The following is a 12944-nucleotide window of genomic DNA, read 5'->3' on the forward strand; positions in this document are numbered from 1 at the left end:
AAGACGTGGAAGGACCCCTCGCCGTGACGACCCCCGTGACGACGACCCCGACCGGGACCGCCGCCCAGCACGAGCCCGCGACGCGCGGACCCGCACGCGGCGCCGCCGGCCGTTGGTTCGCGCTCGCCGTGCTCATGCTCCCGGTGCTGCTCGTGTCGGTCGACAACACCGTGCTCAGCTTCGCGCTGCCCCAGATCTCCGAGTCGCTGCGCCCCACCGGGACGCAGCTGCTGTGGATCATCGACATCTACCCGCTCGTGCTCGCCGGCCTGCTCGTGCCGATGGGCTCGTTCGCCGACCGTGTCGGCCGCCGTCGGCTGCTCCTCACCGGCGCGGTGGGCTTCGCCGCCGTCTCCGTGGTCGCGGCCTACGCGCCCAGCGCCGGCGCGCTCGTCGCGTCGCGCGCCGCGCTCGGCTTCTTCGGCGCCATGCTCATGCCGTCGACGCTCTCGATCCTGCGCAACGTCTTCACCGACCGCGAGGAGCGCCGGCTCGCCATCGCCGTCTGGGCCGCCGGGTTCGCGGCCGGGTCCGCGCTCGGGCCGATCGTCGGCGGCTTCCTCCTCGAGCACTTCTGGTGGGGCTCGGTCTTCCTCCTCGCCGTCCCGGTGCTCGTGCTGCTGCTCGCGCTCGCGCCGTTCTTCGTGCCCGAGTCGCGCGACCCCGCGCCGGGCCGGATCGACGTCCTGTCGATCGTGCTCGTCATGGCGACCATGACCCCGGTCGTCTACGGCATCAAGACCTTCGCGAAGTCCGGCCCGAGCGTGGTCGCGCTCGCGAGCGTCGCCGTCGGGCTCGCCGCGGGCGTGCTGTTCGTGCGCCGTCAGCTCCACCGGTCCAACCCCATGATCGACGTGCGCCTCTTCACGCGCGGTGCCTTCAGCGGCGCGGTGCTCGTCAACCTGCTGTCCGTGTTCTCGCTCGTCGGCTTCCTGTTCTTCGTGTCGCAGGACGTCCAGCTCGTGCTCGGGCTCGGCCCGATGCAGGCCGGCGTCGCGCTCCTGCCCGGGCTGGTCGTCATGATCGTCGCCGGGCTCGGCGTCGTCCGGGTGGTGCGGCGCGTGCGCCCGGCGCACGTCGTCGCCGTCGCGCTGCTGTTCTCCGCGACGGGCTACGCGATCGTCGCCGCGGGCGCCGGGCAGAGCACGCTCGCGCTGCTCATGGTCGCGTTCGTCGTGCTCTCGCTCGGCGTGGGCGCGGCCGAGACCGTGTCGAACGACCTCATCGTGTCGTCCGTCCCCGCCGCGAAGGCGGGTGCCGCGTCCGCGATCTCCGAGACCGCGTACGAGGTGGGCGCCGTGCTCGGCACGGCGGTCCTGGGGAGCATCCTCACGGCGTCGTACCACGCGAACGTCGTCGTCCCGCAGGGCGTCCCCGCGGCCGACGCCGTCGCCGCGGCCGAGACGCTCGGCGGCGCGACCCAGGCCGCCTCGACCCTGCCCGCGGGGCAGGCGCAGGCGCTGCTCGACTCCGCGCACGCCGCGTTCGGCAGCGGCGTCGGCACGACGTCGCTCATCGGCGTGGTGCTCATGCTCGTCGCCGCGGGCATGGCGCTCGTCACGCTGCGGGGCGCGAAGTCCTGACGACGCGCCGCCCCGCGCGCCCCGCCGCACCCTCGCGGCGGGGCGCGCGGCGCTCGCGGTTGGCGACGAGAGCCGCGATCCGGGAGGCTGGGCGGTGATGAGCCGTCCGCACCGCACCCCGCCCCGCTGGGTCCGCTGGACCCTCGGCATCCTGCTCGCCCTCGTGCCGTGCGTCGTGTGGGGGGTCACGACGGCGACGGCCGAGCGCAGCCTCGGCCCGCACGAGGCGCTGTACGAGGTCACGACGAACGGCCTCGTCACCGTCGACCTCGGCCCGCTCGGGACGATCCAGATCGACTCGCCGCTGCCGCTCGGCCTGGGCGCCGACGTCACGGTCGAGGAGATCCCCGCCGACCTCACGGCCGTCGGGCAGGCGGACACGCTGGAGGGCCTGTCCCAGGACCTCGAGGACTACCTCCGCTTCTTCGGCGGCCCGCAGGAGACGATCGGCTCCGTCGCGCGCGCCCTCGTCGTCGACGCGCTGCGCCGCACGGGGTTCGCGATCCTCGTCGTCGCGGCCGTCGGTGCGGGTCTCTCCCTCCTGCTCGGCCCGCCGCGCCGGCGCGAGCTCAGCGAGCGGGTCGCGCCGCGCACGTACGAGATCACGGCGGGCGTCGTGCTCGTCTCGCTCGTCGGGGCGTCGCTCGTCGCGAGCGACCCGGGCACGACGGCCGGGCCGTCCCAGCGCGCGTCGGCGGTGTTCGACGGGACCCCGCTCGAGGGCGCGCGCATCACGGGCCGGCTCGCGGGCGTCGTCGACACCTACGGCGCGATGCTCATCGACCTCTACCGCGAGAACGAGGACTTCTACGCGCGCGCGGACGCCCACCTCGTCGCGGCCTGGGACCGGCGCGACCGGATCCAGCGCCTCACCGCGCCGCGGCCCGCCGCGGCGGGCACGTCCGACGACCGGGCCTCCGACGAGCCGTCCGACGGCGCGTCCTCCGACGCCCCCGACGCGACGGGCGACGCCCCGGACGTGACGGAGGGGACGACGTCGGGCACGGACGACAGGACCGACGCGGGAGCCGACGAGCCCGGCGCGCCCGGCGACGGCTCCGACACCGAGACCGACAGCGAGACCGACACCGAGGCCGGCGACGAGCCGTCGCCGCGGCCGGCCCCGGCGGCGGAGGAGGACCTCGTCACGCTCCTCGTGGTGAGCGACCTGCACTGCAACACCGGCATGGCCCCGCTCATCCGGACCGCGGTGGAGCGGTCGGGGGCGTCGGTCGTCCTCAACGCCGGCGACACCACGATGAACGGCACGGCCGTCGAGTCGTTCTGCGTCGACTCGTTCGCCTCCGCGGTGCCGAAGGGCGTGACGATGGTCGTCGCCGACGGCAACCACGACAGCGTCGAGACCTCGGCGCAGGAGCGCGCGAACGGCCAGACCGTCCTGGACGGCAAGGTCGTCGAGGTCGAGGGGATCCGCATCCTCGGCGACCGCGACCCGCTCGAGACGCGGCTCGGGCTCGGCAGCCAGCCGCCCCGCGAGGAGACGCCGGAGGAGTACGCGGCCCGGCTGACCGAGGTCGCGTGCGCCGAGCAGGAGGACGGCGACCCGATCGACCTCCTCCTCATCCACACGCCCCGCATGGGGAACGAGGCGCTCGACTCCGGATGCGTCCCGAACCAGGTCTCCGGGCACATGCACACCCGGTCCGGTCCGGAGCGGACGGGCGGGGGCGTCCGGTACGTGAGCGGGAGCACCGCGGGCGCGGTCAAGGACCAGCTCCGCATCGGCCCGCTCAAGGGCACCGCGGAGATGACGGTGCTGCGCTTCGACCCCGAGCGGCGGCGCATCGTCGACTGGCAGCTCGTGCAGATCGGGACGGACGAGTCCGCGAAGGTCTGGCCGCGGATCGCGTGGCCCACGCCGTCCGGCGAGCCGGTCGTCGAGGAGCCCGACGAGGACGGCACCGAGGCCGGCACCGAGGGCGACGTGCCCGACGGCGACGCGCCCGCCGACACCCCGGCCGGGGGTGAACCCGCGGGCGAGGGCTGAGCCGCTGCGCGTCGGTGCTCGCCGCGCGCTGCGCGGCACGGCAGGATGGGGCGTATGAGCAGGTCGACGCGCTGGATCGTCGTGTCGGTGGTCCTCGCGCTCGTCGTGGTGCTCCTCGCCCCGTTCGTGTACTCGGAGGTGCAGGAGGGCCGCACCCCGCCCCCGCTGGGTCTGCAGTCGCCGGGGGAGGAGACGGCGTCCGCGGCCCCGGCCGCGCCCGGGCCCTTCGACGTGGACGGCGAGTGGGTCGTCGCGCCGGGCTCCGAGGCGGGCTTCCGCGCGGACGTCCTCGACGTCCCGGCGGACGAGGCGGTGCTCCTCGGCACCACGCCGGACGTCACCGGCACGCTGCGCGTCGCGGACGGGGAGCTGCAGACCGCGACAGTGACCGTCGCGACGACCGCGCTCCGCACCGGGTCGTCCGTCGCGGACCGCCAGCTCCAGCAGGCGCTCGAGACGGACCTGTACCCGACCACGCTCTTCTCGCTCACCTCGCCGCTCGACGTGAGCGAGCTCGCGGCCACCGACGAGACGGTCCGGCTCCAGGCCGCGGGGGCGCTGACGATCCGCGACGAGACCCAGGCCGTGACGGTCGCGCTCGACGTGCAGCGGTCGGGCCAGGGGGTGCTCGCGACCGGGGCGATCGGCGTGCGCTTCTCCGACTTCGGCATCGCGGTGCCGCCCGACGCGCCCGTGCAGGTGCGCGACGAGGGGACGGTCGAGGTGCGGCTCGAGCTCGTCCGGTCCGCGACCCCCTGAGCCCCCGCCGGACGCCGTGACCTAGGGTGGTCGGGTGGACCACCCGACCGACCTGACGCCCGTCGCCCAGGACTACCTCAAGGTCGTCTGGGCCGCCCAGGAGTGGGCGGACGAGCGCGTGACGACGAAGCTCCTCGCCGAGCGCATCGGCGTCGGGGCCTCGACCGTCTCCGAGACGGTCCGGCGGCTCAGCGCCCAGGGTCTGCTCGAGCACGCGCCGTACGGCGCGATCACGCTCACCGAGCGCGGCCGCAGCCTCGCGCTCGCGATGGTGCGCCGCCACCGGCTCCTCGAGACGTACCTCGTGTCCGAGCTCGGCTACGGGTGGGACGAGGTCCACGACGAGGCGGAGGTGCTCGAGCACGCGGTCTCCGACCTGCTCATCGAGCGCATCGACGCGCGCCTCGGGCACCCCACGCGCGACCCGCACGGCGACCCGATCCCCGGCGCCGACGGGACCGTCGTCCGCCCGCCCGCGGTCCCGCTCGCGGAGCTCGTCGTCGGCGACCGCGGCACGGTGGTGCGGATCTCCGACGCCGACCCCGACGTGCTGCGCTACCTCGCCGAGATCGGCGTCGGCCTCGACACGGGCGTCGAGGTCCGCGAGCGCCGCGAGTACGCGGGCATCCTCTCGGTCGTCTGGTCGCCGCCGGCGGAGGGCGTCGAGCCGGTGCCGGAAGGCCGCCCGGCGGCGCCCGCCCAGCTCGGTCTGCGCGCGGCGGACCACGTGTGGGTCGTGCGCGCCGAGCCCGTCTCCGCCTAGACTGGTCGCCGGCCCCTTCTTCTCGTCGCCGATGTCGCCGACCGGGCTCGAATCGATTCGACACCTCGGTCCGAGCCGCTCGCCCGACCCGCCCGACCGACGCACGAGGACACCCAATGACCGACGCCACCCCGACCGCACCGCCGTCGGACGCCCCTGAGCCGCGCGACGCCGGCCGCCTGCGCGGCGCCGGACCCGCGCTGCTCGCGCTCGCGATGGGCGGCTTCACCATCGGGACGACCGAGTTCGCGACCATGGGGCTCCTGTCCGACATCGCGACCGACCTCGGCACGTCCATCCCGACCGCCGGCCACGCGATCACGGCCTACGCCGTCGGGGTCGTCGTCGGTGCGCCGCTGCTCACCGTCGCCGCGGCACGCGTGCCGCGCAAGACGCTCCTCCTCGCGCTCATGGCGTTCTACACGCTCGGGAACCTCTTCTCCGCCACGGCAGGGAGCATCGAGACCCTCGTCGCCGGGCGCTTCCTCGCCGGGCTGCCGCACGGCGCGTTCTTCGGCGTCGGGGCGGCGGTGGGCGCGGCCGTCGCGGGTCCTGGCCGCCGGGGCCGCGCCGTCGCGACGATGATGGCGGGCCTGACGATCGCCAACGTCGTCGGCGTCCCCCTCTCCACGTTCGCCGGGCAGCAGCTCGGCTGGCGGGCCGCGTTCGTCGTGGTCGGGGCGCTCGGGCTCGTGACGCTCCTGGCGCTGTGGCGGCTGATCCCCGCCGGGGCGGGCAACGAGGACACGAGCGTGCGGCGCGAGCTCGGCGCCCTGCGCAACGGTCCGCTGTGGACGGGTTTCGTCGGCGCCGCGATCGGGTTCGGCGGCATGTTCGCCGTGTACTCCTACGTCGAGCCGACCGTCACGCGCGTCACCGGGCTCGCGTCCGGCGCGGTGCCGCTCGTGCTCGCGATCTTCGGCGTCGGCATGACCGTCGGGACGGTGCTCGGCGGCCGGCTCGCCGACCGCTCGGTGATGCGCACCGTGTACCTCGGGTTCGTGTCGACCGGGGCGATGCTCGCCCTCTTCGCGCTCACCGGGCAGCACCCCGTCCCGGCCGTGCTGTCGCTGTTCCTCCTCGGCGTCACGTCGCAGATCCTCGGCCTGTCGCTCCAGACGCGGCTCATGGACCTGTCGCCGTCGGCGCCGTCGCTCGGTGCGGCGCTGTGCCACTCCGCGCTCAACGTCGGCAACGCCAACGGGGCGTTCCTCGGCGGGCTCGTCATCGCCGCCGGCTGGGGCTACCTCGCGCCCGCCTGGACGGGCGTCGTGCTCACCGTGGCCGGCCTCACCATCATCCTCGTCGCCGGTCGCCGCCCCGCGGGCGTCGTGGTCGCCACGCTGCCCGACGACGCGCACGCGCCGTCGGCGGCCGTCGCGCCGCCGCGGTAGCCCGCCGACCGGCCGAGGTCGCGCGCGTGCGGTGGTCCGGTGTCTCCCAGCCAGGTCCCAGCGGGGCGCGGTAGGTTGTGCCGTGCGCGCACCGCCGTGCGCGCCGTCACGTCCGGCGGGAGCCGGTGACCCACGAGGAGCGTCCCCGTGAGCAAGAGCGCCACCGCCGGTGCGAACGTGTCCGCCGAGCCTGACGACGAGCTGCTGCCCGCGTCCGGCCCCCGCCCGATCAGGCCGCGCACGATGGGCTGGCTGCTCGTCGTGCTGGGCGCGATCGGCCTCGCCGGCTCGGCGGCGCTCGCGATCGAGAAGTACCTCAAGCTCGCCGACCCCGGCCACGTCGCCTCGTGCAGCGTCAACGCCCTGCTCGACTGCGGCGACGCGATGGACTCGTGGCAGGGGGCGCTCCTGGGCTTCCCCAACCCGCTGCTCGGGATCGCGGCGTTCCCCGTGGTGATCACCACGGGCGTCGTCCTGCTCGCGGGCGCCCGCCTGCCGCGCTGGTACTGGCTCGCGCTCCTCGGCGGGACGACGCTCGGCATGGGCCTGATCGTCTTCCTCATGTGGACGACGATGTACGCGATCTCCGCGATGTGCCCCTACTGCATGGTCGTGTGGTTCGCCATGATCCCGCTGTTCTGGTACCAGGTGGTCCACGCCGTGCAGGAGGGCTACCTGCCCGCGGGCGAGGGCGTGCGCCGCACGCTCGTCGGCAACCGGCACCTGATCCTGGCGATCGGCTACGTCGCGCTCGTCGCGTGGATCGTGCTCGTCAAGGGCCCGATCATCATCTCGCTGTTCTGACCGGCGCCGCGGCGCCGGTGGCGCCGCGTCAGCGCCAGGCGGGCTGGTCCGGCGCGGCGTCCTGCGGGTAGCCGTGGCCGCCCGGCTGCGGGGGAGCGGACGGCGCACCCTGGGCCTGGTGGGCGGACTGCGCCGTCGCGCCGGGCTGGCCCGCGGCGAGCGGGCTGACGACGACGGCCGTGCCGTACGCGCACACCTCCGAGAACGACGCCGCGATCTCGCCGGTGTCGAAGCGCATCCCGACGACGGCGTTGGCCCCGCGGCGCTGCGCCTCCTGCACCATGCGGTGCATGACCTCCTGGCGCGACTCGTAGACGAGCTGCGTGTACTCCTTGACCTCTCCGCCCCCGATCGAGCGGAAGGACGCGACGAAGTTCGCCCCGAGGTTGGCGCTGCGCACGGTCATGCCCATGACCTCGCCGAGCACCGCGTCGATGCGGTAGCCGGGCACGTCGTTGGTCGTCACGATGATCACGCCGCACATCCTCGCACGGGGCGGACGGCCGCCGTCGGGCCGTGCGACGGCCGGTAAACTCGGCCGGGTGACCACGCCTGACACGACCTCGATCCCGCACGCCCCGGACGCCCCCGCCGCGGGCGGCCCCGCCCACCGCTACACGCCGGCGCTCGCGGAGCAGATCGAGCTCAAGTGGCAGGAGCTCTGGGAGCAGCGCGGCACGTTCTGGGCCGCGAACCCCACGGGCGACCTGACGGACGGCGAGGGCGACGGCCCCGAGGGCGCGAGCCCGTACTTCATCATGGACATGTTCCCGTACCCGTCGGGCGCGGGCCTGCACGTGGGGCACCCCCTCGGGTACATCGCGACGGACGTCGTGGGCCGGTTCCGGCGCATGCGCGGCGAGAACGTGCTGCACGCCCTCGGCTACGACGCGTTCGGCCTGCCCGCCGAGCAGTACGCGGTGCAGACGGGGCAGCACCCGCGCGTGACCACCGAGGCGAACATCGCCAACATGCGCCGGCAGCTGCGCCGCCTCGGGCTCGCGCACGACTCGCGCCGCACGTTCGCGACGATCGACCCCGAGTACGTGCGCTGGACGCAGTGGATCTTCCTGCAGATCTTCGACTCCTGGTACGACCCCGAGGCGCTGCGCCCCGACGGCGGTCGTGGTCGCGCGCGCCGCATCGCCGAGCTCGAGGCCGAGCTCGCGTCGGGCGCGCGCCCGGTGCCGGGCGGCGTCGAGGGCGTCGAGGAGGGGGCCGGCTGGGCGAGCCTCACGCCTCAGCAGCGCCGCGCCGTCGTCGACTCGCAGCGCCTCGCGTACGTGGACGAGTCGCCCGTGAACTGGGCCCCCGGCCTGGGCACGGTCCTCGCGAACGAGGAGGTCACCGCCGACGGCCGCTCGGAGCGCGGGAACTTCCCCGTTTTCCAGCGCAGCCTGCGCCAGTGGAAGATGCGCATCACCGCGTACGCCGACCGCCTCGCGGACGACCTGGACCTCATCGACTGGCCCGAGAAGGTCACGGCGATGCAGCGCAACTGGATCGGTCGCAGCGAGGGCGCGCTCGTGCGGTTCGCCGTGCTCGGCACGCCTGACGGGGCGAACGACGCCGCGACGGAGTCCGGCGCGGAGGTCGAGGTCTTCACGACGCGCCCCGACACGCTGTTCGGCGCGACGTTCATGGTCGTCTCGCCCGAGCACCCGCTGCTCGACGAGGTCCCGGCGCACTGGCCGGACGGAACGTCGAGCGCGTGGACGGGCGGGCACCGCTCGCCGGTCGAGGCCGTCGCGGCGTACCGCCGCGAGGCCGCCGCGAAGACCGCCGTCGAGCGCCAGGCCGACGCGGGCAAGAAGACGGGCGTGTTCACGGGGCACCTCGCGGTGAACCCGGTGAACGGCCAGGCGATCCCGGTCTTCACCGCCGACTACGTGCTCATGGGCTACGGCACGGGCGCGATCATGGCCGTCCCCGGCGGCGACGAGCGCGACTTCGCGTTCGCCGAGGCGTTCGGGCTGCCGGTCGTGCGCACGGTCGAGCCCGCGGACGGGCTGCCGGAGGACTTCACGGGGCCGTACACGGGCGACGGCGTGGTCGTCGGCTCGGCCAACGACGAGATCTCGCTCGACGGGCTCGACGTGCCCGAGGCGAAGCGCCGCATCACCGAGTGGCTCGTGGGCAAGGGCATCGGCGAGGGCACGACGACGTACCGCCTGCGCGACTGGCTGTTCAGCCGCCAGCGCTACTGGGGCGAGCCGTTCCCCATCGTGTGGGACGAGAACGACCAGCCCGTCGCGATCCCCGACGCTCTGCTGCCCGTCGACCTGCCGGACGTCCCCGACTACGCGCCGCGCACCTTCGACGCGGACGACGCCGACTCGTCGCCCGAGGCGCCGCTGGGCCGCAACGACGAGTGGGTCAACGTCACGCTCGACCTCGGCGACGGGCCGAAGCAGTACCGCCGCGACACGAACACGATGCCCAACTGGGCCGGGTCGTGCTGGTACTACCTGCGCTACCTCGACCCGCAGTGGGACGGCGGCGCCCAGGACACGGTGGTCGACCCCGAGCTCGAGCGCTACTGGATGGGCCCGGAGCACAACCCGAGCGCGGGCCGCGCCGGGGGCGTGGACCTGTACGTCGGGGGTGTCGAGCACGCCGTGCTGCACCTGCTCTACGCGCGGTTCTGGCACAAGGTCCTCTACGACCTGGGCCACGTGTCGAGCGTCGAGCCGTTCCACAAGCTGTTCAACCAGGGCTACGTCCAGGCGTACGCCTTCACCGACGCGCGCGGCCAGTACGTGCCCGCCACCGAGGTCACGGAGGAGCCCGCGCCCGACGGCTCGGGCGAGGTCGTGTACCGCTGGAACGGCGAGGTCGTGCAGCGCGAGTACGGGAAGATGGGCAAGTCGCTCAAGAACGTCGTCACGCCCGACGAGATGTACGCCGAGTACGGCGCCGACACGTTCCGCGTGTACGAGATGTCGATGGGCCCGCTGGACCTGTCGCGCCCGTGGGAGACGCGCGCCGTCGTCGGGTCGCAGCGGTTCCTGCAGCGCCTGTGGCGCAACGTCGTCTCCGAGGAGACGGGCGAGGTGACGGTCGTCGACGAGCCGGCGTCGCCCGAGACGCTGCGCGCCGTGCACCGCGCGATCGCGGACGTCCGCGTCGAGATGGAGCACATGCGCCCCAACACGGCCATCGCGAAGCTCATCACGCTGAACAACCACCTCACGTCGCTCGACCGCGTGCCGCGCGAGGCCGTCGAGCCGCTCGTGCTCATGACCGCGCCCGTCGCGCCGCACATCGCGGAGGAGCTGTGGGAGCGCCTGGGCCACGACCGCTCGCTCGCGCACGAGCCCTTCCCGACGGCGGACGAGCGCCACCTCGTCGAGGACACCGTGACGTGCATCGTGCAGGTCAAGGGCAAGGTCCGCGGCCGGCTCGACGTGCCGCCGTCGATCTCGGAGGAGGACCTCACGGCCGCCGCGCTCGCCGAGCCGAACGTCGTGCGCGCGATCGACGGCGCCGAGGTCCGCAAGGTGATCGTCCGCGCCCCGAAGCTGGTCAACATCGTCGTCTGACCTCGTTCGCTGAGTGCAGGAGATCGTCGCGTCCCGGACAGCCGGACGCGACGATCTCCGGCACTCACGGGTCGAGACGGCCGCGCTGGACCGGTCCTGGCGCGACGGTCTCCCGCACCCACTGGGTGGGGGTCAGCGGCGGCGGGTGCCGAAGATGGTGCGGGTGAGCTCGCGGCCGAGCTGGGCGCCCGCCGAGCGGAGGAACGAGTCGAGCGGGCTCGACGACCGCGACCGGGAGGACCCGGACGAGGGCGAGCGCCCCGTCGCGGCCTCGCGCTCGAGCTTCGCCCGCATCTTCTCCAGCTCGGCCTGCTCCTTCTTCGCCTCGCGCTCGGCCTCCTGGGCGGCTTTTTTCGCCGCCTTCTCCTGCGCGGCCGCCTCGGCCTCGGCCGCGTCGGCGGCGGCGCGCGCCGCCGCCTGCTCCTGGACGCGCACCTGGAGGAGCTCGAACGCGGACTCGGCGTCGACGGCGGTGCCGTACCGGGCCGTCGCGGGCGACGCCGCCACGATGCCGTCGAGCACGGACGCCGGCGCGGGATCCATCGACGACTGCGGCGCACGGACCCGTGTCCACGCCACCGGGGCGGGCGCGCCCTTCTCGGTGAGCACCGTGACGACGGCCTCGCCCGTCCCCAGCGACTGGAGCAGCCGCTCGAGGTCGTACGGCGACGTGGGGTAGGTGCGCACCGCGGCCCGCAGGGCCGCGGCGTCGTCGGGCGTGAAGGCGCGCAGCGCGTGCTGGACGCGGTTCCCGAGCTGCGCGAGCACGTCGGCGGGGACGTCCTTCGGGCTCTGCGTCACGAAGAACACGCCGACGCCCTTGGACCGCACGAGGCGCACCGTCTGCACCACCTGCTGGAGGAACTCCTTCGACGCGCCCGTGAACAGCAGGTGCGCCTCGTCGAAGAAGAACACGAGCCGCGGCTTCTCGACGTCGCCCACCTCGGGCAGCTCCTGGAACAGGTCGGCGAGCAGCCACATTAGGAAGGTGGAGAACAGTGCCGGACGGTCCTGCACCGCGGGGAGCTCGAGCGCGGAGACGACGCCCCGCCCGTCGGGCGTCGTGCGCAGCAGCTCCGACGTCGCGAACGCGGGCTCGCCGAAGAACACGTCCGCACCCTGCGCCTGCAGCGCGACGATCTCGCGCAGGATCACGCCGGCCGTCGCGCCCGACACGCCGCCGATGCCCCGGAGCTCGGCCTTGCCCTCGTCGGACGTCAGGTACGCGATGGTGGCTTGGAGGTCCTTGAGGTCCAGCAGCGCGAGGCCCTGCGCGTCGGCCCAGTGGAAGATGAGCCCGAGGCTCGACTCCTGCGTCTCGTTGAGGCCGAGCACCTTGGCGAGCAGGAGCGGGCCGAAGTCCGCGACCGTCGTCCGGATCGGCACCCCGGTGCCGAGGCCGCCGAGCGAGTACACCTCGACGGGGTACGCCGTCGGGCTCCAGTCCTGGCCGATCGACGCCGCGCGCTCCACGATCTTCGCGGACGACGTGCCCGGCACGGCGAGCCCCGACAGGTCGCCCTTGACGTCGGCGAGGAACACGGGGACGCCCGCCGCCGACAGGCCCTCCGCCATGCCCTGGAGCGTCTTCGTCTTGCCGGTGCCCGTCGCGCCTGCCACGAGCCCGTGCCGGTTGAGCATCGAGAGCGCGAACCCGACCTGGACGTCGGCGCGGGGGGACGGGTCGCCGCCCTCCGTACCCTCCAGCAGCGCGCCGAGCGGGAGCGTGCCGCCCGCGTACGCGTAGCCCGTCGCCACCTGCGCGGCGTACCCGCCCGCGGGGGACGACGCGTCCGGGGCGGGGTCGGTCGGCTCCGGCAGGGGTGGTGCGTCCGTCGCCGCCGTGCCGGCCGGGGAGGCCTCGCCCGAGGGAGCCCCGGCGGCCGCCTCGGCGGCTTCGAGCGCCGCCCGGGCTGCTGCGGCGCGCGCCTCGGCCGCCTCCGCGGCGGCCTGCGCGGCGGCGGCGCGCAGGGCGGCGAGCTCGGACGGGGACGGTGGGACGTCGTCGACCATGCTCGGATCGTAGGGTCGGGGCCGCAGGGGCGCAGCCGGGCCGGGATGCGCAGGGCAGCGAGCACGCCGTAAGGTGGC

At 74.4% G+C, this 12944-nt stretch carries 9 protein-coding genes; 7 read left to right on the plus strand and 2 right to left on the minus strand.

Going from position 1 to position 12944, the window contains the following annotated elements; translation table 11 throughout:
* Nucleotides 1-23 precede the first annotated feature (23 nt).
* From ACPCUX_RS03195 to ACPCUX_RS03220, 6 genes are all read left to right on the plus strand, one after another.
* On the plus strand, nucleotides 24-1583 hold the full coding sequence (locus tag ACPCUX_RS03195) for an MFS transporter (RefSeq protein WP_423388148.1): 1560 nt from the start codon (nucleotides 24-26) through the stop codon (nucleotides 1581-1583).
* A gap of 97 nt (nucleotides 1584-1680) precedes the next feature.
* Nucleotides 1681-3591 (plus strand): metallophosphoesterase, encoded by a 1911-nt coding sequence (locus ACPCUX_RS03200; RefSeq protein WP_423388149.1) that lies wholly within the window; start codon nucleotides 1681-1683, stop codon nucleotides 3589-3591.
* Between the two features lie 54 nt (nucleotides 3592-3645).
* Complete coding sequence (locus tag ACPCUX_RS03205) at nucleotides 3646-4350, plus strand: YceI family protein (protein ID WP_076405581.1); 705 nt, start codon at nucleotides 3646-3648, stop codon at nucleotides 4348-4350.
* 34 nt (nucleotides 4351-4384) lie between these two features.
* On the plus strand, nucleotides 4385-5113 hold the full coding sequence (locus ACPCUX_RS03210) for a metal-dependent transcriptional regulator (protein ID WP_061266759.1): 729 nt from the start codon (nucleotides 4385-4387) through the stop codon (nucleotides 5111-5113).
* 116 nt (nucleotides 5114-5229) lie between these two features.
* Nucleotides 5230-6507, plus strand: coding sequence for an MFS transporter (locus tag ACPCUX_RS03215; RefSeq protein ID WP_415296373.1), 1278 nt, complete (start codon nucleotides 5230-5232; stop codon nucleotides 6505-6507).
* A 147-nt stretch (nucleotides 6508-6654) separates the two neighbouring features.
* Complete coding sequence (locus tag ACPCUX_RS03220; RefSeq protein ID WP_423388150.1) at nucleotides 6655-7311, plus strand: vitamin K epoxide reductase family protein; 657 nt, start codon at nucleotides 6655-6657, stop codon at nucleotides 7309-7311.
* Between the two features lie 28 nt (nucleotides 7312-7339).
* On the opposite strand, the gene ACPCUX_RS03225 is transcribed toward ACPCUX_RS03220, so the two are convergent.
* The gene (locus ACPCUX_RS03225; RefSeq protein WP_051028118.1) at nucleotides 7340-7786 is read right to left on the minus strand and encodes a YbjQ family protein; all 447 of its coding nucleotides are present in this window, start codon (nucleotides 7784-7786) and stop codon (nucleotides 7340-7342) included.
* Between the two features lie 67 nt (nucleotides 7787-7853).
* On the opposite strand from ACPCUX_RS03225, the gene leuS reads away from it, so the two are divergent.
* A complete protein-coding gene (leuS, locus tag ACPCUX_RS03230) occupies nucleotides 7854-10853 on the plus strand; it encodes a leucine--tRNA ligase (protein ID WP_423388151.1) in 3000 nt (999 codons plus the stop codon).
* 132 nt (nucleotides 10854-10985) lie between these two features.
* Here the strand turns inward: leuS and ACPCUX_RS03235 are convergent, their stop codons facing one another.
* A complete protein-coding gene (locus ACPCUX_RS03235) occupies nucleotides 10986-12866 on the minus strand; it encodes a helicase HerA-like domain-containing protein (RefSeq protein WP_423388152.1) in 1881 nt (626 codons plus the stop codon).
* Between the last annotated feature and the right edge of the window lie 78 nt (nucleotides 12867-12944).

The organism is Cellulosimicrobium sp. AB352 (genome assembly GCF_049538415.1).
Classification (GTDB): Bacteria; Actinomycetota; Actinomycetes; order Actinomycetales; family Cellulomonadaceae; genus Cellulosimicrobium; species Cellulosimicrobium funkei.